Here is a 22,170-nt window from a genome sequence, read left to right as displayed (position 1 = left end):
ATCATTGCCCATAAAAAATGCCAGCACTATGGCTGGCATGATGTGAGCGCCGTAAAAACTTACTCTTCTGCTGGCAACTCTTCTGCTGTATCTAACGCAGCTTTCTTGATTGTTTCTGGTTTTAGCAGCAAGCGGTTACGCAACTCGGCTTCAATTTCATTAGCAATGGCTGGATTGTCCAACAGAAACTTCATCGCATTGGCTTTGCCCTGCCCGACTTTATTACCCTGATAGGCATACCAGGCACCGGATTTATCCACCAGTTTTTCCTGCACCCCCAGATCGAGCAGCTCGCCCTGCTTATTGATGCCCTGGCCATAGGTAATAATAAACTCAGCCTGTTTAAAGGGTGGCGCTACCTTGTTTTTCACCACTTTAACCCGGGTTTCGTTGCCGATGATTTCATCACCATCTTTCACTGATCCAATGCGGCGAATATCCAACCGGACGGAGGCATAGAACTTCAGTGCGTTACCACCGGTAGTGGTTTCCGGGTTGCCGAACATCACGCCAATCTTCATCCGGATTTGGTTGATGAAAATACACAGAGTGTTAGAGCGCTTGATATTAGCGGTCAGTTTACGCAATGCTTGCGACATTAAGCGGGCTTGCAAGCCCATATGGCTGTCGCCCATATCGCCTTCGATTTCCGCTTTCGGCGTTAAGGCAGCGACTGAGTCGACAATGACCACATCGACCGCGGCAGAGCGCACCAACATGTCGCAAATTTCCAGTGCCTGCTCACCGGTATCCGGTTGTGATACCAGCAAATCATCGACATTCACCCCCAGCTTAGCGGCATACACCGGGTCGAGCGCATGCTCGGCATCGATAAAGGCACAGGTTTTACCGGCGCGCTGCGCTTCGGCAATCACCTGCAAAGTCAGGGTGGTTTTACCGGAGGACTCAGGCCCATAGATTTCAACAATACGACCATACGGCAAACCGCCAATGCCAAGCGCAATATCCAACCCCAGTGAGCCCGTCGACACAGAGGCAATATCCAGCGCTGTGCTGTCACCCAGTCGCATAATCGAGCCTTTACCGAACTGACGTTCAATTTGGCCTAAGGCGGCGGCCAGCGCTTTTTGTTTATTGTCGTCCATTGATGACTCCCGAAAAATTAGATTGGGCTGAATGCTGTATGAGCATACAGTAGTTTAGTTTGCGCTTGCTGTCAACAGCCGGATGCTTTGTTGCAGCGCAAAATCGATGGCTTGCTGGCGGATTTCTGTCCGATCACCGACAAAGTGCTGCTGGTTGCTGGTGCAGATACCATCCAACCAAAATGCAAAACACACCGTCCCCACCGGCTTGTACTCAGAGCCGCCTCCAGGCCCGGCGATACCGGAAATTGCAATGGCTAAATCAGCAGCAGCGGCTTTGGCAGCACCGGCCGCCATTTCCTGCACCGTTTGCAGGCTAACCGCACCATGCTGCTGCAGGGTTTGCGCATCCACCGCTAATAATTGCTGTTTGGATTTGTTACTATAGGTGACAAAACTGCGATCCAGATACGCAGAGCTACCGGCTACAGCGGTTAGGTTGTATGCTAAGCCACCGCCGGTACAGGATTCCGCCGTCGTCACCATCAGCTGTTGCTCGATTAATAACTGGCCCAGTGTCTGCGCCAGTTGCAAGGTGTCGGTGGTGGTGCTCATAGCGATCCATATGCAAGGAATTTGATACCATTATGCCGTCCACCACAGCCCTGGGGCAAGCTGCCAGTACCCATACCCCGATGATGCAACAATATCTGGGGTTAAAAGCCCAGCATCCGGATATTCTGCTGTTCTACCGTATGGGCGATTTTTACGAACTGTTTTATGACGACGCGAAAAAAGCAGCCCGCTTGCTGGATATCTCGCTGACCAAGCGCGGCCAAAGTGGTGGCCAGCCGATCCCGATGGCCGGCGTACCCTACCATGCAGTCGAATCCTACCTGGCCCGGCTGGTACAGCTCGGTGAGTCAGTCGCTATTTGTGAGCAGATTGGCGATCCGGCGACCAGCAAAGGCCCGGTTGAGCGTCAGGTCGTGCGTATAGTCACGCCAGGTACGGTCACCGATGAAGCTCTGCTGCAGGAGCGGCGCGATACCCTGCTGGGCAGCCTGGTGCAGCACAAGGATCAGTTTGGCCTGGCATGGCTGGATTTGGCCAGTGGCCGTTTTTTACTGCAGCAACTAAGCACAGAAAGCGATGTACAGGCTTTATTGCAGCGGCTGCAGCCGGCCGAGCTGCTATACAGTGAAGAGCTGGCCGCTCAGCAACTGCTGCCGGTGCGTTGCAGCAACCGTCGCCGCCCAGTCTGGGAGTTTGAAGCCGAGACTGCCCGGCGTTTGTTGTGCCAGCAATTTGGCACCAAGGATTTGCTGAGCTTTGGCGTAGAAGATGCCCCGGTGGGCCTGATGGCTGCGGGCTGCTTAATGCAGTACGTCAAAGATACCCAGCGCAGCCAGTTGCCACATATCCGCGCCATCGCCAAAGAGCAAAGCGATGACTACATTGTGCTGGATGCCGCCACCCGGCGTAATCTTGAGCTGACGCAAAACCTGGCCGGCGGCCGCGAACATACCTTGCTGGATGTACTGGATCACACCCAGACCGCCATGGGCTCGCGTTTGTTGCAGCGCTGGATCCATGCACCACTCCGCCAGCAGCAGCGCATCACAGAACGTCTGCAAGCGGTGACGGAGCTGACAGACTTCTATCCAGAGCTACAGCCGCAACTAAAGCACATTGGGGATATCGAGCGGGTGATTGCCCGTATTGCCTTACGCTCTGCCCGGCCGCGCGATTTTGCAAGGCTGCGCCAGGCCTTGCAACAACTGCCTGCGTTGCACCCATTGGCCAGCAGTTGGCACAGCCCTTTACTGAGCACACTGGCCAGCCAGGCCGAGCCACTGCCAGAGCTCTGTGCCTTAATGGAGCGCGCCATTGTTGAGCAGCCACCTGTGCTGATACGCGATGGTGGTGTCATTGCTTCAGGTTATCATGAAGAACTGGATCATTGGCGGGCACTGGCGACCGGTGCCACCGATTACCTGCAGCAACTGGAAAGCCGTGAAAAAGAGCGCACCGGTATCAGTTCACTCAAAGTCGGTTTTAACCGGGTGCATGGTTATTACATTGAAATTGGCCGTGGCTCGGATCATAAAGTACCGGCAGACTACATTCGCCGCCAAACACTGAAAAATAACGAGCGTTTTATTATCCCGGAGCTGAAAGAATACGAAGACAAGGTTCTAGGCAGCCAAAGCAAAGCGCTGGCGCTGGAAAAGCAGCTGTACGATGCGCTGTTTGATCAGGTTCTACCGCAACTGGCCGAGCTGCAACAGCTGGCAACAGCATTGGCGCAACTGGATGTCTTGAGTACCTTTGCCGAGCGCGCTGATGTGCTGAATTACCAACAGCCGGAGCTTCAAGCCGCCACTGGTATTCAGATTGAGCAAGGACGCCATCCGGTGGTTGAGCAGGTTATGCAGGAGCCTTTTATTGCCAACCCACTGCAACTGTCGCCCAAGCGGCGTATGCTGCTGATCACGGGCCCCAACATGGGCGGTAAATCCACCTATATGCGCCAGACTGCGCTAATCGTGCTGATGGCCGCTATTGGCAGTTATGTCCCCGCCGAACGGGCGGTGATAGGCCCAATCGATCGGATCTTTACCCGGGTTGGCGCGTCGGATGATCTGGCCTCCGGTCGCTCAACCTTTATGGTGGAAATGACCGAAACCGCCACCATTTTACACCACGCCACCCCACACAGCCTGGTACTGATGGATGAAGTGGGCCGCGGCACCAGCACCTACGATGGGTTATCACTGGCCTGGGCCTGCGCCGACTATCTGGCCCGGCAATTAAAAGCCATGACCTTGTTTGCTACCCACTACTTTGAACTGACGCAACTGGCGGATGAGTTGGATGGGCTGGCCAATGTGCATTTCGATGCGGTTGAGCATGGCGACACCATTGCCTTTATGCACCATGTACAGGAAGGAGCCGCCAGCAAAAGCTTTGGCTTGCAGGTGGCGCAACTGGCCGGTGTGCCTAAAGTGGTGATCCAGCAAGCCAGACGCAAGTTACAGCAACTGGAGCAGGCCGAGCCAACGGCAGCAGCCAGCTCACAGCCGGCAGCCGCAGCGCAACTGGATCTACTGGCCCCGGAGCATCCGGTGTTGCAGCAACTACGCAGCATCAATCCGGACGATCTCAGCGCCCGCCAGGCGCTGGATGTACTGTATCAGTTACAGGCGCAGTTGGCCGAGTAAAGCTCCCAACAAAAAAGCGCCCGACGGCGCTTTTTTTAAATCAGTAACTTAATCCTGAAACAGGGTTTCAATATTGAGCCCCTGATGGGTAACGATTTCCTTTAACCGCCGCAAGGCCTCCACCTGAATTTGCCGCACCCGCTCGCGGGTCAGGCCAATTTCATGGCCGACATCTTCCAACGTGGAAGGCTCGTACCCCAACAAACCAAAGCGACGGGCCAGTACTTCACGCTGTTTCGGGTTCAGTTCATCCAGCCATTGCACCAGATGCTGTTTGATGTCCTGATCCTGCAGCTCCACTTCAGGCCCCAGCTCTTTTTCATCGGCTATCACATCAAGCAATTGCTTGTCTGACGAGCCTGCAGCCAGGCCATCTACGGAGGTAATGCGCTCATTCAATTTGAGCATCTTGCTGACTTCTTCTACCGGCTTATCCAAGGCGATAGCAATTTCTTCTGCCGTTGGCTCGTGATCCAGCTTTTGTGATAACTCACGGGCGGCACGAAGGTAAATGTTGAGCTCTTTGACTACATGGATAGGCAAACGAATGGTGCGGGTTTGGTTCATAATGGCCCGCTCAATGGTTTGACGGATCCACCAGGTCGCATAGGTTGAAAAACGGAAGCCTCGCTCTGGATCAAACTTTTCGACAGCCCGAATCAAGCCAAGGTTACCTTCTTCAATCAGATCAAGCAAGGCCAGGCCCCGGTTGATATAACGGCGAGCAATTTTCACCACCAGCCGCAGATTGCTCTCAATCATGCGTTTACGAGCGGCCTCATCACCTTTCAGTGCCAGCCGCGAAAAGTAGACTTCTTCTTCAGCGCTTAATAACGGTGAAAAACCAATCTCTCCCAAATACATCTGTGTTGCATCCAAAGCACGATAATTGTCGTCTTTGGCAAATACATCGTCATTATCACTGTCATTATCTTCTTCGGTAAGTTCAGCGGTATCCGGCTCATCCGCATCCTCCACCAAGGACAGATCGTCGTTCACATCATCACTGCTATCATCACGCTCATGTCTTGCCTTAGGTCCCATATCCTTCTCCCACATCTAATAGGGTGTTTGCGGTACAGTCAGCCCAATGATTGGTTTTGACCGCCCATGCGTCCTTCAGGACGTCTGTTTTTATAATGTCGCCTTTCATTACTTCGGTAGAAATTGCAGCGGGTCAACCGATTGCCCTCGAAAACGGATTTCAAAGTGCAATTGTGTTCGACTAGCTTCAGTACTGCCCATATCGGCAATATGTTGCCCAGCACTCACTTGTTGTTGCTCCCGAACCAGCAAACGGCTGTTATGGGCATAAGCACTCAGATAATCATCGTTGTGTTTAATGATGATTAAATTGCCATAGCCTCTCAGTGCATTGCCGGCATACACCACCTGGCCTGCCGCAGCCGCATTAATGCGTTGCCCTTCATTGCCGGCAATCTTAATGCCTTTGCTGCCATGCTCCTGATGCGAGAAACGCGCCAGTATGCTGCCACGGACAGGCCACTGCCATTGCAATCTGTTGCCAGTTGGGGTATTCTGCTCCGTTTTTTTCGGGGTTTGTGCTGGTGTATTATGAACATAACCCGTTTGCTGACGCGGCGCAACCGATTTTGCCGGCGGGGTTGGATTGGTCTGAGCTCTTTGTGTCGATGGCGCAACTGGTGCTGGCCTGGTTACTACTGGCGCTGGCTGCACAACTGCGGTAGCCTGTGCTGGCCGATTGCTTTGACGAACAGCAGGAGCGCTTCCGGTCATACGCAACTGCTGTCCCGGCTGAATAATGTAAGGCGCTTCAATCTGATTGCGCCTGGCCAGCTCCCGGAAATCCTGCCCGGCTCGAAAAGCAATAGAGTAGAGTGTGTCACCGCGTACCACCAGGTACGTATCGGTGCGAATATCACCTCGCGATGACTGTGCTGAATTAATCTGCAAACGCTCGACCGGAGCCGGAGCAGAGCGCTTGGCGCAACCGCTTGAAAGCAGCAGCAAAGTCACCACCAACAACCAGCAGAGACCTGGCAGCATGCCAAGGCTGTCTCTGTATCGAACTGGTGCGGTAGGTGCGCTCATCGCAACCTCATGTTCTGCTTATATCTTCACTTGCTACCTGCCGCTCAAGACGCAGCATACCTTGCATTAATGCGATACCGAGTAACGCCATCAATAGCGCTCCAAGCAATTGCAAGGAATCATGCGATTGCTGATAGGTTTGCCAGCTCACAGGTTCACCTGCCAACTGCCAGGGCCAGACCCGGTACATAGCCCCTATCACTACACCAACCAAAAGTGCCAGTGTGGCATCATGGTAGCGTGCCAGCAAGCAGGATAACAAGCGGGAAAAGCTAAGCAAGCCCAATGCGCAACCACTGGCAAATAACAACAATGGCAACAACTGCAACTCCGTCACAGCCAGTAGCACAGGCGCATACATGCCTAACAACAACAAAATAAAACTACCCGATATGCCTGGTAAAATCATGGCACAAATCGCAATGGCGCCTGCAACAAAGAACATCCAAAGCTCGGGCTCAAGCTCTACCGGCTGCAAACGACCAATGACCAAGGCCAACACAATACCAGCCAACAACAGCAACAAACGCAGCCGGTCCCAGCGCAACCGCATGCATAAAGGTGGCAAAGCAGCCAGAATCAAGCCAAAAAATAGCGACCACAATAGCACAGGCTGATGCAGCAACATCCAACTGACTCCATTAGCCAGCACAAACACACTGAGTAAAATACCGCCGAACAGACAGAGTAAAAATGTGCCATCAATATGCTGCCACGCTGCCAGAAAACGACCGCGTAATAGCATTCCCAACGCATGATGATCCACCGATCGAATCGCCCGAATCAGCCGCTCATAAATCCCCAGCAACAAAGCCAGGGTTCCCCCAGAAACACCGGGCACAATATCAGCAGCGCCCATCATCAGTCCCTTGCACCACACCATCAAATACGACATCACCACACCCTGTGCTGTAAGATCAATCAGGCCAGCTCACCTGGCACCAACGGAACGAAGCGAACAGCCTCGACATTTTCTTCTACAAAATTATCACCTTGCCGCACAATAACACGCAATACCTGCTCATCAGTACCCACCGGGATAACCAGTCGCCCGCCATCACTTAACTGCTGCAACAGTGCCTGCGGCACCGCACTAGGTGCCGCTGTTACCAGAATGCAATCAAAAGGTGCTTTGCTGGTCCAGCCTTGCCAACCATCACCGTGCTTCATCGATACATTGTGTAAATCCAACTGCTGCAGCCGCCTTTTAGCCTGAAACTGCAAGCTCTTGATACGCTCTACGCTGTAAACCCGCTCAAACAGCTGAGCCAGCACAGCGGTTTGATACCCTGAACCTGTGCCAATCTCCAGTACATGCTGATGCTTAGCGCCAGCCAACAACAGCTCCGTCATGCGTCCGACGATGTAGGGCTGAGAAATGGTCTGACCATGGCCTATCGGTAATGCAGTATTTTCATAAGCCTTGTGCGCCAATACGGTCTCCACAAACAAGTGCCTTGGAGTTTGGGCAATGGCTGCGATTACTTGCTGATTACGAATGCCTTCACTTTGTAATTTTTGTGCCAGCACACTGGCGCTGCGTTGAGTTGCTACGGCCATTTACAACTTAATTCCTTCTAGCCACTGACTGAGTTGTTCCATGCTTTTGTAGGCGGACATATCCACATGAATGGGGGTGATAGAAGCATAGCCATTGGCGATAGCATAAAAATCTGTGCCAGGACCCGCATCCAGTTCGGGTCCCAAAGAGCCATACCAGTAGATATCACGCCCCCAAGGGTCACGTGCTTTGGTCATGGTCTCTGCTTTATGCCGCCGGCCAAGCCGGGTAATTTGCAAACCTTTTAATTGCGCTACCGGAATGGCCGGCACATTGATGTTCAAGATTTGGTCGGCTGGTAATGGGTGCGATTTAAGCTTTTTAATCACCTGTACTGTCACATAGGCAGCAGTTTCAAAATGCTCGTCGTCATGACCAGCCAAAGAGACCGCTATGGCTGGCAGCCCTAAATGCCGCCCTTCCGTTGCCGCTGCAACCGTGCCAGAGTAAATCACATCATCCCCCATATTAGCACCATGGTTGATGCCCGCCACTACCAGATCCGGGGTGAAATCCAGCAGTTGACTAATCGCCAAGTGCACACAGTCCGTTGGTGTACCACTGACAGCAATGTAGCCATTATCCAGTTGCTGGGTCCTGAGTGGATTGAGTAAAGTGAGTGAATTGCTGGCGCCACTGCAATTGCGATCCGGCCCAACCGTGGTGACCTCAGCAATTTGTGACAACGCTTGCTGCAACACCTGTATGCCCTTGGCGTAGACGCCATCATCATTACTTAACAAAATTCGCATTTGTATTCTCCATACTGCTACTGGGCACCAAGGTCGCTATACTGCACCAATTCTCGCAGCACACTGGTGGCAAAACAACCCGTTGGCAGCGCAAATTTCAGCAAAATTGTATCGGCTTGTTGCGTCGCACTCAGTTGTTGTGGTACCAGCCGGATAGAGCGACGCTCTGCCTTTAAACGAAAATCAATCAACCCTTGTACCAGGCTATCATGCCCGGCCAACCAACTGGCTTCCAATCGGGCCGCCTCCTGCTTGGGCTGGGATTTTTCGGCTGCAGCCAAACCACAGAGTGCTGCGGTTGGATGAAGATCGCCTTGCTCTACACGTTGCTGCAATGCATCCAGTTCCTCATCTGCACGAAAAATGGAGCCAGAGCCATCCAGCTGCACGATATCGCCTGGTAACAGGGTGTTGAAATAACCGGCGGCAATTCGCGACGAGACTTGTTGGTTAAATAAAAAGGAGCGTGCTGCTGACAAGACCAGACCACGCAACTGCCGATCAGCAATACCCTGACCGGCAAACAGCGCTTTTGCTTTGGCCAGGTTACCGCCATCAATGCCAAAACGTTGCTCACCGTAATAATTCGGCACGCCCTGTTGCACCTGCGCCAGGCGCGGTAACACTGCAGCGATATCCTCTACCTGACGTAAGCAGATTTGGAAGTGATTGCGCTTCAAAGCCCCCAACCGCAGCTTGCGATGATGACGCTGCACCTGCAAAATCCGGTAGCCCTCTCCCTGCCAGTCCTGCCAGGGTACATCCGCTTTGATTGGCCAGGGCAGGCAAAACCACTGCCGGGTAATCGCATGTCGGTCCTTGCGGCCGGCAAAACTGATATCACGATTTTTAAGGCCGCTGCGCTCTGCCAGTTGCCGGGCGACAAACTGGGTATTCTGGCCAATTTTCTCAATCTGCAGCAACAGATGCTCACCCGCACCGCTGGGACTGAAATTGAGTTCTTCATCCACGATAAAGTCTTCAGGCTGACTCCGGATACAGGCTGCGACTTGGGGGCGGCCATACAGCCAACTCAGCTCTGTCGCTGTCATCAAGAAGCCACCAGCAACACCACAGCTTCTGCTGCAATGCCTTCTTTTCGCCCGACAAAGCCCAAGCGCTCTGTGGTAGTCGCTTTCACATTGATTTGACTTAGATCAGCCTGTAAATCTTCAGCAATCACAGTACGCATCGTTGCAATATGAGGTGCAATCTTGGGGGCTTGCGCCATAATCGTAATATCCAGATTACCCAACTGCCAGCCTTGCTGTTGCATGGTCACAACCACCTGGCGTAACAGCAAACGACTGTCGATATTGGCATAGGCTGCATCGGTGTCGGGAAAGTGGTGACCAATATCACCAAGTGCCAACGCCCCCAGAATGGCATCGGTCAAAGCATGCAACACCACATCCCCATCGGAGTGAGCGAGCAACCCCTGGGGGTAATCTACTTGAACACCTGCCAGGGTAATAGGACCATCGCCACCAAAAGCGTGTACGTCGAAACCATGGCCAATACGAAATGCTCTCATCGTTGCGTCTCCAAATAAAATGCTGCCAGAGCCAGATCCTCGGGCCGGGTCACTTTGATATTATCGCTCCGCCCCTCCACCAACAACACAGGATGGCCCGCCCACTCCATAGCCGAAGCTTCATCGGTAATCGTAACCCCTTCAGCTAGAGCTGCAGTTAGTGCCTGCTTTAATGGTAGCAATGGAAATAACTGTGGAGTTAACGCATGCCAGAGACGGTGGCGGTCGACCGTCTGCTCGATTTGGGGGCCACCACGCTTCATGGTATCACGCACTGGGGCAGCCAAAATACCACCACAGCCGGCTTGCTGGCATTGTGTCACTAGTTTTTTTAAGTCAGTTACATGCAATAAGGGCCTGGCAGCATCATGCACCAGTACCCAGTCGTAGCTGGCCACATCCAACTGTTGTAAAGCCGCCAACACCGAGTCAGCCCGCTCTTTGCCACCCGGAACAGTTTGGATGCCGCCACAGCCGACAAGCGATGTTTGGGAAAAGTACCGATCATGTTCCGCCAGGGCAATTACCAGCGGCAATTGGGGTTGTGCTTGCCGAAGTGCAGCAACACTATGCTCCAGAATCGTCCGGCCGTGCAGCTTCAAATACTGCTTGGGGAGCTCACTCTGCATTCTGCTGCCTATACCTGCAGCCGGAACCACGGCCGCAAGGCGCAAAGGATCCAGTCCAGTCATCGAGGCTCCTGCTGAGGATGGCTATGGACATCCTGCAATTGTCTGGTCCGGCGGGCATTATCCGACACAATGCGGAAAAACACTTCATCATCCCGAATCATACCAAGCTCATTGCGGGCCCGCTCTTCAATGGCTTCCAGTCCCTGACGCAAATCATCAACATCGGCAAGCAGCAAGCGATTGCGCTTGGCCAGTTCCTCATTAGCAACTTGTTGTTGCTCCAACTGATGGCTTCGCTGCAGATAATCACTCACACTGTGCTGACCAAACCACAGCCGGTACTGCAGTACGACAAAAAGTAAAACAAAAGCTATCGTCAGTAATCGCATGCCACCAACTCGGGGATCATCATGCAGTTATTATGAAGCCTTCAGCGCACAGAGGGAAGCCTTAACTCATAGCGAGAGGGGATTGCAGATGGGGTTTGGCAAAGTTTTTCCAATTCACTCCTGTGGTCAAAAGCAGCTCACGTAAGCTCAGAGCCCTGGGTACAGCACGCTTTTGATTGCTCCATTGATGGCCACAACAGCAGGCAGTCATGACCACCTTGATCGGCTGCAGCACAAATTTATCGGCATTGTCGCTTCCTAACGGCGTACCGGCAAAGGCAAACCAACCATGCTGGTTGCAATGCAGACGCTGACCCACTTTATCAACCTCATCAATGGCATCCAGTAATATAGCCTCCCCCCCCAAGTGTTCACGGTATACCGGCACCAACAAACCAGGTTTAGCTGCTTTTTCAAAGAAACGGGCAATTTGATCCGGTCGTTGTCGGTTAACCGGGCAATGGGTAGCCTGACTGGCATACCAGGAGGCATTCTGACTGTCCAACAACAAGGGCGACTGGACCTTTAAAATACGCTGTGCAGCCTTACGAATGTAAAATGGCAAACTGGCCAGTATTGCTGGTAACTGCTCAGCGGCAACGGCTCCAGGCTGTGCCAGGCGCAACAGTTCGCGCTCGTACAATGCGTTGCAGAGCTCGGTATAGGTTTGATTCTGGCTGGATACCTGCCAAAAATGTGGCTGTTCCATTGCTTCTTTCATCATGACACGATGGTAACGGAGGCCTGCCGACTTGCACAAGAAAAAAACAGCGCTTTCGTACAGCGCTGCAAAATAATCCTCAATCTAGCACCTGAAAGCTGTGTACAATCGCCGCGAACTCACCATTTTTCCGCATTGCATCCAGCTCTTTTTGTAAACGCAACACCAACTCAGTAGGCACCGCCGGATGTAATGCCAGATAATTACCGGCAACTCCCTCTAAGGCAATAACAGGCTCCACCACCGTCATATTTTGCTGGTGCTGTGCCAGCCATACCGGCATCACCAGTTCCGAAGACACCAACAAATCAACCCGCCCCTGTAAAAACAATGGCGTTGCAGCCGACTTGGATTCAAAATCCAACAAGTGCTGCCCATGCTCAAAGCCTTTTTGTAAGAAGTACTCCTCGAACACATCGCCTCGCGCCACCGCCACCATATAATTCTTGGCATCATCAATCTGTAGCAATTGAATATCGGAACGACTTTTCAAGCGATACAAATAAGGTGTGGTATACGCCAGCGGCCCCACCCACTGAAACAACGCCTCACGTTCCTGACTGCGCGAGGTAGAATACAGTCCGGCATTAGCAGTGCTTAATGTCTGCTCAAAGGCGCGCCGCCACGGATACAACTGAAAACTGCACCGAATAGCCACCCGCTCACACAGGCGTCGCACTATCTCGGTATTGGTGCCGGTAATAGCACCATCCTGCTCATAACTAAACGGCGGGAAATGTTCGGTATACAGCACCAAGTCTTCCGTTGCCTCAGATAGCGGGGAAATGCCCGTTATAAACACAGCGATGAGCACACAGTATATTGAGTTCAAATAAAGCGTCTCCAGAACTATCCTTATGCTAAGCTTAGAGTGAAAACGCAACAAATCAAATAGGTTAAAAGCCAGAGCCGGGCTGTTGCAAAAAAGCCAACTCTTCATCGGTAGAGGAGCGGCCCAGAATGACATTGCGATGCGGGTAGCGGCCAAAGCGCTCGATGATGTCGCGGTGTTTGATTTCAAATTGCAAGTTGTCTTCCAAACCCTCCTGATCGTACAACCGCATCGCCACATCATGAATAGCCAACGACTCGCTGTGCATAAAGGGCATGTACAAGAAGCTTTGTTCTGAAGGGGTTAACTCTTGATCCAAACCCAGGTTGATGGCTTCCTGCGCCAGGCCAAGCGCTAGAGGATCGCAGGCAAAAGCCTGAGGGCTGTCGCGGTAAATATTGCGCGAAAACTGATCGAGCACAATAATCTCTGCCAATCGCCCCCGCGGCTCTTGCCGCCAAGGGTAAAGCTCACAGCGAGCGGCCATCTGATGCAGGCTGCCAAACACATCACGGATCTGCTGATCCAGCTCCGGATTTTTGGCAAACCACTGTTCTTTGTTCAGCTCTTCAAACCAGAAAGTGAGTACAGTATTGAGCATGGTTTTCATCAGTAGGCCTTTATCCAGAGTGGGAGTATTTCCATACTAGGATGTTATGACACCTGCTGCAAGCTCATGGTTTTGCGTCAAATACCGCAGATGCCCCAAAAACGTCCGGGCAACCGGCCCCAGAGTATCGGCATCGTTAAAGTTCAGATAAAAGGTCATGCTGCGGCTGCTGCCTCTGGGTAAGGGCAGTACCTGCAGCTGCCCAGTCTGCAAATAAGGCTGCACCGCATGAAGTGGTAACCAGGCGAAACCGAGGTTTTTTTGCAACAGCTCAATCGAAGTGCCCGTATGACTGACGGTCCAGCGCTGCTCCGAACCCAACCAACCATAATCTTTATCGCGAGCTTTACCGGAGTCACGCAACACAATTTGCCTGCAATTCTTCAAATCCTCCAGGGTCAGTGCGCGCTTTATCTGATGCAATGGGTGCATCGGGCTAGCAACAGCAACAAATTCAACCTGGCATATATCTTCACTCAGGTTATCGGCCAAAGTGTAGGGGGCGACCGCAATTTCAGCTTTGCCTTGCGCCAGCAGTTCATTGGCGCCAGCCAGTATGGTTTCCATCAGCTCAATGCGGATCAGCGGGTACTCGTGTGATACCGCTGACAGGGTCTGATACAGGATGTCTCGTGGAAAAGCTTCATCCACTGCAATGCAAAGCGTCGACTCTACCCCAGCTTGCAGGTTCAAAGCCACCTGCTCCATCCGCTCGGCTTCGGTCAGCAAAAAATTGATGCGGCGCAGCAACTGTTCACCGGCAGCGGTCAACTGAGTTTTGCGCCCTTCGACCTGAAACAGCGTGACCCCAAGCACATCTTCAAGCTTATGGACCGCATGATGAATGCTGGACTGGCTTTTAAACACCGCTTCTGCGGCCTGATGAAAGCCACCATGCTCGGCCACCGCTTTAAACATCCGCCACTGCTCTAAGGTTGAACGGGCCATTGCAGACTCCCTGTTGGTTAAAAGCGAACAACCCGGCCGGGGCCGGGTTGATTCAGTTGCACATTTAGTGGCTGCGGCTTAGCGCAGCATCCACCGAGGCTTTGCCTGCACCACTGAATAACAAGGAAACACTGGCTGCCAGCAAGGCCAAGCCAAATTCGTAACCATTGTTGCTCATAAAGAGGCCGTTTTCAAAGTGCACCGCAAATATTGCCACCAGCATGGTTACAGCAAGCACTGCGGCAGCAGGCCGGGTTAGCAAGCCAATGACCAGTGCGATGCCGCCAAAGAACTCGGCAGAACCAGCTAAAAATGCCATCAGCACGCCCGGTGCCAGACCAATACTCTCCATCCAACCGCCGGTGCCTGCTAAACCATAGCCGCCAAACCAACCGAATAACTTCTGGGCACCATGGGCGGCAAAGATAATGCCGATAGGTACTCTAAGTGCCAAAGCGCCCCAACCTGCTTCGGTTGCTGCCAATTTTTTCAGTAATGCCATTGCTTTGTTCATCATGTATTCCTCTATCAGTTAGTTGGATGTCGACCTGCTCAGGCAAAGATCCCCGTTGTCGATGAGCACAGTATAAAAGGGTCAAATGAATTATAAAATTGGATAATAAGAATTGATATGTACGAATTATTAGAACAATAGTGCAAAAAAATCAGCGCTGATAAGTTAGCCTGCATCTATTCAATAGTAACGAATCGGTAGTAACCAATCGATTGTAACGAACAAATAGTTCATTTTTATCCGATATATACTGGCAGCCAAGCCAGCTAAAGTAGCAGGGTGTAAAACACTATGGGAGCACCTTATGTTTGAAATCATCCGCAGCCATGAGCGGGGACGGGCCAGTTTTGGCTGGCTGAAAAGCCGTCATACCTTTTCCTTTGGCCACTATTACAACCCAAAGCAGATGGGTTTTTCCAAACTGCGGGTGATTAATGACGACAGAGTTGCAGCCGGTGCCGGCTTTGATACCCATGGTCACCGCAATATGGAGATCATTAGCTATGTATTGCAAGGTGCCATTGCCCATAAAGACTCGGCCGGCAATGAGGAAGTGCTGCCTGCCGGTGAATTCCAATTGATGAGCGCCGGCCGGGGGATTTACCACAGCGAATACAATGCCAGCCCCAACGAGGAGTTGGCGTTTTTGCAAATTTGGATAGAACCCAATCAGTTCGATGGTGCTCCTGGCTATCAGCAAAAATACTTTGGCGATCAACCGGGCCTGACCCCGGTGATCACGCCGGATGGCCGTGATGGCACCTTACAAATCAGGCAAGATGCCAGCGTGTCGCAGTTACGGCTGAGTGAGCAGCAGCAACTGCAGCTGCCGATGCAACCCAATCGGGCCTATTACCTGCATCTGATCGCCGGTGAGCTCAGCCTGGCCGGCGAACAACTCCAGCCAGGTGATGGTATCAAGCTGATGGATCAGTCAGCAACACCCGCCATCGCCAGCTCTGGGCCGGTTCATGCCTTGTGGTTTGATTTGCCTGGCCTTAGCACCTAAATTTAAGCAACGCTGTGCACAAAGCCCAGCAAGTGAGGATGGTATGAGTACAACAGACAAACAGCCGGAGTCCGATTGCAGCATACGGCACGGCTGCGCCGCTATCGAGCTGATTATCGACCCAAAGCCAAAAGATCTGGGTGGATTCTCTGTCCGGCGCAGCCTGCCGGTGCGTGAACGGCGCAGTGTCGGCCCCTGGTTATTTTTTGATGAGATGGGTGCAGCTGAATTTGCCGCTGGCAGCGGCATCAATGTGCGGCCCCATCCGCATGTGAATCTGGCAACCGTGACCTATCTGTTTGAAGGTGAGATTTTGCACCGCGATTCGCTGGGAAGCTACCAGGCCATTACCCCGGGAGCCATTAACCTGATGGTGGCAGGCAAAGGCATCGTACACTCCGAGCGGGAACGACCAGAAATCACCGCTCAGCCGCACCGGTTGCACGGCCTGCAATTATGGATGGCGCTACCTGAAGCTAATGAAGAAATTGATCCAGCCTTTTACCACTACCCGGCCAGCAGTATCCCGGGCACCCTGGTCGATGGCGTACCGGTACGGGTGCTGATTGGCTCGGCCTATGGCCTGACGTCACCGGTCAAAACCTTCTACCAAACCCTGTACCTTGAAGCTGAGCTGCAAGCCGGCCAGAGCCTGCTGCTGCCAGACTGTGCAGAGCGCGGCCTGTATCTGGTATCCGGCCAGGTGCAGCTGCAAGACAGCCAGTTGCAGGCCCGGCAGTTGATGGTACTTAAAGCTGCGGAAGGTGTTCGCCTGACCGCTACCGCACCAAGTCGCCTGGCACTGATTGGCGGAGAAACCATTGGCCCACGCTTTATGGAGTGGAACTTTGTCTCCAGCCGCAAAGAGCGTATCGCGCAGGCAAAGCAGGACTGGCAACAAGGGCGCTTTCCCAAGGTTCCCGGGGATGAAGAAGAGTTCATTCCTTACCCATAAGTGGTTGCTGTAAAAACGGACATTACAGCGCCAGCTTGGCACCTTGCGACAACAGTTGGCCGATGTCCCTGGCAGATATCGGCTTACTGAACAAATAGCCCTGCATTTCATCGCAATTAAGCTCACGCAACAGTGCCAGTTGCTCCCTGCTATCGACCCCTTCAGCCACCACTTTCAGCTTCATATTGTGTGCCATGGTAATGATGGTGGAAACAATCATCCGCTCGGCTTGATTCTCCATCATTTTGAGCACAAAGGAGCGATCGATCTTTAAAGTATCCAGTGGCAACCGGGCGATGTAGCTAAGTGAAGAGTAGCCGGTACCAAAGTCGTCAATCGCTATGGTTACACCGAGTGCACGCAACTGACCAAGCTTTTGCTGACTGTCGGTCACATCGCCAATCACTACACTCTCGGTGAGCTCTAACTCCAGCAGGTTGGTCGCAGTATCCGGTTGCAGCATCTCTTCAAGATACCCGACAAAGTCACGCTGACTAAGCTGTACCGCTGAAAGATTGATTGCCACTCGAGGGACGCTAATTCCTTGTTCGGTCCAGTTTTGCAGATCCCGTAGCGCTTGCGTTATGACCCAGTTGCCAACCTCCAGGATCAAACCGGTCTCTTCCAACATCGGGATAAATTCAAAGGGAGCCACCAGCCCGCGTTCAGGGCTCTGCCAACGAATTAATGCCTCCATCCCCACAATGGCACCGGTTTGTAAACTCACTTTGGGCTGATAGAACAAGCGAAATTCAGCATGGTCCAGGGCCCGGCGCAGTTTGTTTTCCAACTCCAGCTTTTGCGCCACCTGCCTGGACATCTCCTGATCAAAAAACAGATAGGGCACCCCTTTAAACTTGGCTTGTTTTAATGCCAGCTCTGCATGCAGAAATAGCGACTCAGCATCCTTGCCATCGTCTGGGAACAAAGCAATGCCAATACGGTGCGATACCACCAGCTCTTTGTGCTCCAAAATAAATGGTTGCCCTAATGCCCGTTTGATCGGGCCTTCAATCAAGCGAGCAATTTCATCTGCACTTCGAACATCCGGCAATGCCAACGCAAAAAGATCCGGTCCTACCCTGGCCAAATCCACTGCCTGAGGCACACACTGCTGAAGACGCCGCTTCAGCTCCAGAATCAAACCATCTCCCGCTTGCCGCCCCAACGCATCATTGATTTGTTTAAAGCGGACAACATCCACAATCAGCACCGCCAATTGCTCATCTTCCCGCTGTGCCGCTTGCAGCCATTGCCCCAGTCGTTCATGGAATAAAAAACGATTGGCCAGTCCGGTCAGCACGTCATAATGCACCAGATAATTGGCTTGTTCTTCTTTGGCAATAAACTCCAGAGCAAAAGAGATATCATGTGCCAACTCTTTAAGTAACGCTAATTCCGTTTTATCGAAAAAACCGGTTTCCTGAGCATAAAGTACAAAGAGCCCAATAACCTGATCCTCAATAAGCAAAGGCAAAGCTATTTCAGAACCATAATCAGCACGAACCCGGTACAAGGGTGATGGCCCCATCCGTGGCAACAAAGCCACATCATTGCAAAAAGCAATTTCTTTACTACCAAGGGCCTGCGCCATCACTCCAGCAGGTAAAGGGCACAGCTGCCCCTGCAAAGCAAACACTTGCCGGCGCCGGGCCGAACTGCTAAAACGCCCTTGAAGGGCCGTGAGCCGGATTGCTTTACTGTTCGGCTCCCAATGGCCAATCCAGGCCAAGTCAAACTGGCCATGTTGCACCACGATCTGACAAGCTTCCTGGAACAGCGCTTCGCGATCATGTTGCCGCACTATAGTGGCATTAATTTGGCTCAAAACAGCGTACAACCTGGTGAGGCGGGCAATCTTTTCTTCGCTTTCTTTGTTGCTGGTAATATCCTTGGCAATACCGGCAAAGCGATACAACTCGCCTGCAGCATTAAATACCGGGAAGCCCCGATCGTGGATCCAGCGTATCGAACCATCGGGCCGGATGATCCGGTACGTGGTATCGTACTCCTGTTGTTCTTTCTCGATATCGGGCAACAACTCATTATCATCCGGATGAAGCCTTAACAGCGCATCCCGGGATTGCTTTCCGGCCTCTGGCCTGGGTTGCTGCCAAATCGCTTCGTAAGCCGGGCTGATGTAAATACTCTGGCCCGTCTCAACCGACACCAGCCAAAACACATCGTTATCGCTTCGTAAGCCGGGCTGATGTAAATACTCTGGCCCGTCTCAACCGACACCAGCCAAAACACATCGTTGATGTTTTCCGCCAACTGGCGGAAACGTTCATCCTGCTCTTGCAACTTTGCAAACAAGCGGCTGTGCTCATACATTCGGCCCGCCTGTGCTGCCAAAATACTTAATAGCTGCTCATCTTCATCATTAAATTCATTGGCTGCCAGGCGGTTACCAAGGCAAATCCAGCCATAAATCTGTGTCGGCGAGACAATAGGCGCCAGTAAAAGCGCATGCATGGATGGATAAGAGGCAGGTAACCCGATGGCAGCCGCCTGTCCGGATGGATTGGCGAGTCGCCTGGGTAAGCCATCACGCAGTACTTGATGAAAGCTATCTGACAATTTGGACTCGGCAAAGTCACTGGCCTGCGGTTCAACCGCCATCCCACTGGCTACCAGCGCCGGCGAAGTGTCAGCCGATTCCGCCGGCAGATACAAAAATGCAATGCGGGCCCCGATTAACTGCCGGCTTTGGTGACACAGCGCATCCAGCAAGCGCGCCGGATCACGCTCAGAGGCAAGCTGCAGGTTGATCTCAATCAGTGCCGCATACCGCTGGTTGGCTAACCCCAGCGAATCAGCCATGGTCTTTAATTTATCCGTCATCAAGCGCAAATGTTGCTGCTCGAGCTCCTGAGGCTCAGCGCACACTGGTTGCTCGCCAACATCCTGCAATACGCTTTCTACCGTATCCAGCAGTATCTCAGGCTCCGCCGGCTTGGTTAGCACCGCCAACACACCACATTTTTTAGCCAAATCCATCGCAGCTTGTTCATGGTAACTGGCGGTATAAAAGATAACACGCGTTTGCGCAATCTCAGGATGGGCCCGCACTTGCTTTACAAACTCAAAACCATCCATCACCGGCATCAGCACATCTGCAATCACCAGATCCGGCCGCTCCTGTTGTACCAGTTTCAGGCCCTCACGCCCATCACTGGCTGCCAGCATGCGATATCCACGGTATCCCAGTAAAGTCACCAGTAATTCGCGACCGTCCGGATGATCATCTACTACCAGGATGCAGAGCATGGCGCTACACCTTCCCTTTGACTAAAAACTTTTCCGTCTCCTGCACAAAGCTTTCAGGCTCAATGGGCTTGCTAAAATAACCATCAAAGCCAGCCTGCAAGATTTTTTGCCGCTCTTCGGGCATCACCGAAGCCGTTACAGCCAGAACCGGAATATGCTGAAGCGCCGGCTCCTGCTTGATGCGCTGAACCAGCTCATACCCATCCATATTCGGCATGCGCACATCACTGATAATCAGATCCGGACACTGCTGCTTTGCCATCAGCAAACCAGCCACTCCATCCGTAGCTGTAAATACCTGATGCGCTCCCAGTTGTTGCAATAAATACACCATCAGTTCCAGATTGGCCTGGTTGTCTTCAATCACCAGAATGCGCGCACTCATAACGACACTCCCTTTAACCGCAGGGTAAAGATACTGCCTACTCCAGGCTGGCTCTGACAGTGGATTTCTCCCCCCAGCAGTTCAGCCAGTTGTTGGCTTAAATGCAGCCCAAGGCCGGTACCTTCCTTATCGGCGTTATTGGTGAGGTTTAATCGGGTAAAAGCAGAAAACAGATTGGCCTGATCTTCACTGGAAATACCGATGCCACTATCCTGCACGCGGATCTCAACCCACACCGCGCCGGTCTCATCACAGCCAGAAGCGGTGGTGATTCGAACCTGTCCTGCCTCGGTAAATTTAATAGCATTGTTCATAAGGTTCAGAATAATCTGATGCAAAGCCCGCCGATCAGCCAGTACCAGCAATGGCTGCTCAGGTAACTCAGAGCTTAGTTGCAACACCTTGCGATCTGCTGCAGGCTGCAAGGTATTCAGCACCTCCAGCACAGTATCGCGGCAATCCAGCGTCTGCAGTTCAACACTGATCTTACCGGCGCTAATTTTAGCCAAATCCAGCAAGTCGTTGATCAAGGCCAGCAAATGCCGGGCACTGCGTTGAACGGTATCCAACTGCTTTTCCTGTTCTGCAGTCAAAGGCCCTGGCAGTTTCATCAACAAAGTACCGGTAAAGCCAATAATGGCATTAAGGGGCGTACGCAACTCATGGCTCATCACTGCTAAAAAACTGTCTTTGGCATTGTTGGCCCGTTCAAGCTCTTTATTCTTACTGTGCAGCTCAAGCTCCACCCGCTTGCGATCGGTGATATCACGGATCGCACTCATCACCAGAATGCCTTCTTCTGTTTGTAACGGGCTCAGGCTGATTTCTACCGGAAACTCGTCACCATTTTTCCGTACCCCATACAGCTCGAGACCCGCCCCCATTGAGCGGGTGCGGGGTGAGGTAAAGAAATCCGAGCGATGCCCAACATGCAAGGAGCGGTAGCGTTCTGGTAGCAAGCTTTCCACAGCCTTCCCCAGCAACTCGTCCCTCGACCAGCCAAAGGCCTGTTCAGCCTGGCCATTGGCCAACACAATACGACCAAAAATATTCACCATAACAATCGCATCCGGGGTCGAATCCAGTAAGTCACGATAGCGTGCTTCCAAAAACTTGGTATCCCGCCGGGTTTTCAGGTGGGTCACGTCTTTTTTATTGGTGAGAATAAAAGCCAGTTGCCCATCGTCCCGATGCACAGCACGCATTGAAATATTCAGATAGAGCAGAGCACCATCTTTGCGTACCCGGTAAGATTCGTAAGCGGAAACTTCTTCGGTGCAGGCTCGCAGCAGAGTATTGCGTTCCTCTGCCAACAAATGCGCAGGGACTATCAGCTCGAATATCGAACGACCCAGGCTTTCAGCTTCGGAAAAACCAAATGTCGTTTCGGCCCCCTGGTTCCATTGCAGCACCTCGCCATCGGGTGAAAGGGCCACCAATGCATCCGACGTTGTTTCGGCGATCAACCGGTAGTAATCGTTTGACATAAGCAAAACTTTTCCATGTTTGTCAGTCCATTGCTGAATGAGCGCTGGTAAAAACTGAGTATAGATACCCCCCCGTAACCACCCGACGAAAAACTGATAAATTTACAACAAATATTCGTATCTGAAAGCATCCCCCTTGCCCGGACATGAATTGCCAGCCATGATGATATGGCCAAAACTATGGCGACCCACAACAGCCTGGGTGTGACGTCGGGCAAGATACAGGAT

Annotated in this window: 23 protein-coding genes; 3 read left to right on the top strand and 20 right to left on the bottom strand. The window is 52.4% G+C overall.

Annotated elements, in window-relative coordinates; all coding sequences use genetic code 11:
* Positions 1 to 59: 59 nt before the first annotated feature.
* The gene (recA, locus tag ABC502_RS16750; RefSeq protein ID WP_330088620.1) at positions 60 to 1,106 is read right to left on the bottom strand and encodes a recombinase RecA; all 1,047 of its coding nucleotides are present in this window, start codon (positions 1,104 to 1,106) and stop codon (positions 60 to 62) included.
* A gap of 54 nt (positions 1,107 to 1,160) precedes the next feature.
* Positions 1,161 to 1,661 carry a CinA family protein gene (locus ABC502_RS16745; protein WP_330088619.1) on the bottom strand — a complete coding sequence of 167 codons (501 nt, stop codon included), beginning with the start codon at positions 1,659 to 1,661 and terminating at the stop codon, positions 1,161 to 1,163.
* Between the two features lie 32 nt (positions 1,662 to 1,693).
* Between ABC502_RS16745 and mutS the strand changes: the two genes are divergently transcribed.
* A complete protein-coding gene (gene mutS / locus ABC502_RS16740) occupies positions 1,694 to 4,270 on the top strand; it encodes a DNA mismatch repair protein MutS (RefSeq protein WP_345916712.1) in 2,577 nt (858 codons plus the stop codon).
* 48 nt (positions 4,271 to 4,318) lie between these two features.
* Here mutS and rpoS read toward each other — a convergent pair whose 3' ends face one another.
* The 14 genes from rpoS to ABC502_RS16670 form a co-directional block, all read right to left on the bottom strand.
* On the bottom strand, positions 4,319 to 5,314 hold the full coding sequence (rpoS, locus tag ABC502_RS16735; protein WP_330088617.1) for an RNA polymerase sigma factor RpoS: 996 nt from the start codon (positions 5,312 to 5,314) through the stop codon (positions 4,319 to 4,321).
* A gap of 108 nt (positions 5,315 to 5,422) precedes the next feature.
* Positions 5,423 to 6,343: a peptidoglycan DD-metalloendopeptidase family protein gene (locus ABC502_RS16730; RefSeq protein WP_345916711.1), complete on the bottom strand. Its 921-nt coding sequence runs from the start codon at positions 6,341 to 6,343 to the stop codon at positions 5,423 to 5,425.
* Between the two features lie 7 nt (positions 6,344 to 6,350).
* Positions 6,351 to 7,238, bottom strand: a complete 888-nt coding sequence (locus ABC502_RS16725; protein ID WP_345916710.1) for a DUF368 domain-containing protein — start codon at positions 7,236 to 7,238, stop codon at positions 6,351 to 6,353.
* Between the two features lie 26 nt (positions 7,239 to 7,264).
* Entirely contained in the window at positions 7,265 to 7,903 is a 639-nt protein-coding gene (locus tag ABC502_RS16720) for a protein-L-isoaspartate(D-aspartate) O-methyltransferase (protein WP_330088614.1), read from the bottom strand.
* Complete coding sequence (gene surE, locus ABC502_RS16715) at positions 7,904 to 8,656, bottom strand: 5'/3'-nucleotidase SurE (RefSeq protein ID WP_330088613.1); 753 nt, start codon at positions 8,654 to 8,656, stop codon at positions 7,904 to 7,906.
* Positions 8,657 to 8,673: 17 nt separating this feature from the next.
* Entirely contained in the window at positions 8,674 to 9,708 is a 1,035-nt protein-coding gene (locus ABC502_RS16710; protein ID WP_345916709.1) for a tRNA pseudouridine(13) synthase TruD, read from the bottom strand.
* The gene (gene ispF / locus ABC502_RS16705) at positions 9,708 to 10,190 is read right to left on the bottom strand and encodes a 2-C-methyl-D-erythritol 2,4-cyclodiphosphate synthase (RefSeq protein WP_345916708.1); all 483 of its coding nucleotides are present in this window, start codon (positions 10,188 to 10,190) and stop codon (positions 9,708 to 9,710) included. Before ispF ends, ABC502_RS16710 begins: the two co-directional genes overlap by 1 nt.
* The gene (ispD, locus tag ABC502_RS16700) at positions 10,187 to 10,882 is read right to left on the bottom strand and encodes a 2-C-methyl-D-erythritol 4-phosphate cytidylyltransferase (RefSeq protein ID WP_330088610.1); all 696 of its coding nucleotides are present in this window, start codon (positions 10,880 to 10,882) and stop codon (positions 10,187 to 10,189) included. Before ispD ends, ispF begins: the two co-directional genes overlap by 4 nt.
* Entirely contained in the window at positions 10,879 to 11,211 is a 333-nt protein-coding gene (gene ftsB, locus ABC502_RS16695; RefSeq protein WP_345916707.1) for a cell division protein FtsB, read from the bottom strand. Before ftsB ends, ispD begins: the two co-directional genes overlap by 4 nt.
* A 61-nt stretch (positions 11,212 to 11,272) precedes the next feature.
* Entirely contained in the window at positions 11,273 to 11,920 is a 648-nt protein-coding gene (locus ABC502_RS16690) for a hypothetical protein (RefSeq protein ID WP_330088608.1), read from the bottom strand.
* Positions 11,921 to 12,011: 91 nt separating this feature from the next.
* Positions 12,012 to 12,686 (bottom strand): transporter substrate-binding domain-containing protein, encoded by a 675-nt coding sequence (locus ABC502_RS16685; RefSeq protein ID WP_345916706.1) that lies wholly within the window; start codon positions 12,684 to 12,686, stop codon positions 12,012 to 12,014.
* A 142-nt stretch (positions 12,687 to 12,828) separates the two neighbouring features.
* Entirely contained in the window at positions 12,829 to 13,365 is a 537-nt protein-coding gene (locus ABC502_RS16680; RefSeq protein WP_345916755.1) for a DUF924 family protein, read from the bottom strand.
* A 45-nt stretch (positions 13,366 to 13,410) separates the two neighbouring features.
* Positions 13,411 to 14,322 (bottom strand): LysR family transcriptional regulator, encoded by a 912-nt coding sequence (locus tag ABC502_RS16675; protein ID WP_345916705.1) that lies wholly within the window; start codon positions 14,320 to 14,322, stop codon positions 13,411 to 13,413.
* 64 nt (positions 14,323 to 14,386) lie between these two features.
* Positions 14,387 to 14,836, bottom strand: coding sequence for a DoxX family protein (locus tag ABC502_RS16670; RefSeq protein WP_345916754.1), 450 nt, complete (start codon positions 14,834 to 14,836; stop codon positions 14,387 to 14,389).
* 304 nt (positions 14,837 to 15,140) lie between these two features.
* Between ABC502_RS16670 and ABC502_RS16665 the strand changes: the two genes are divergently transcribed.
* Positions 15,141 to 15,845, top strand: a complete 705-nt coding sequence (locus ABC502_RS16665) for a pirin family protein (protein ID WP_345916704.1) — start codon at positions 15,141 to 15,143, stop codon at positions 15,843 to 15,845.
* Between the two features lie 43 nt (positions 15,846 to 15,888).
* Entirely contained in the window at positions 15,889 to 16,800 is a 912-nt protein-coding gene (locus tag ABC502_RS16660) for a pirin family protein (RefSeq protein WP_345916703.1), read from the top strand.
* A gap of 22 nt (positions 16,801 to 16,822) precedes the next feature.
* Here ABC502_RS16660 and ABC502_RS16655 read toward each other — a convergent pair whose 3' ends face one another.
* From ABC502_RS16655 to ABC502_RS16640, 4 genes are read right to left on the bottom strand one after another with little or no spacing between them, the layout of a single operon-like run.
* A complete protein-coding gene (locus ABC502_RS16655; protein WP_345916702.1) occupies positions 16,823 to 18,970 on the bottom strand; it encodes an EAL domain-containing protein in 2,148 nt (715 codons plus the stop codon).
* Positions 18,865 to 20,070, bottom strand: coding sequence for a response regulator (locus ABC502_RS16650; protein ID WP_345916701.1), 1,206 nt, complete (start codon positions 20,068 to 20,070; stop codon positions 18,865 to 18,867). The genes ABC502_RS16655 and ABC502_RS16650 overlap by 106 nt, the downstream gene beginning before the upstream one ends.
* 4 nt (positions 20,071 to 20,074) lie before the next feature.
* Positions 20,075 to 20,455, bottom strand: coding sequence for a response regulator (locus ABC502_RS16645; protein WP_330088601.1), 381 nt, complete (start codon positions 20,453 to 20,455; stop codon positions 20,075 to 20,077).
* Positions 20,452 to 21,942 carry a PAS domain S-box protein gene (locus tag ABC502_RS16640; protein ID WP_345916700.1) on the bottom strand — a complete coding sequence of 497 codons (1,491 nt, stop codon included), beginning with the start codon at positions 21,940 to 21,942 and terminating at the stop codon, positions 20,452 to 20,454. The genes ABC502_RS16645 and ABC502_RS16640 overlap by 4 nt, the downstream gene beginning before the upstream one ends.
* Positions 21,943 to 22,170: the final 228 nt, after the last annotated feature.

The sequence above is a fragment of the Alkalimonas sp. NCh-2 genome (assembly GCF_039631345.1).
GTDB classification, from domain to species: Bacteria; Pseudomonadota; Gammaproteobacteria; order Enterobacterales; family Alteromonadaceae; genus Alkalimonas; species Alkalimonas mucilaginosa.
The sequence above is the reverse complement of the archived record's forward strand: the minus strand, read 5'-3'. Positions and strand labels throughout refer to the sequence as shown.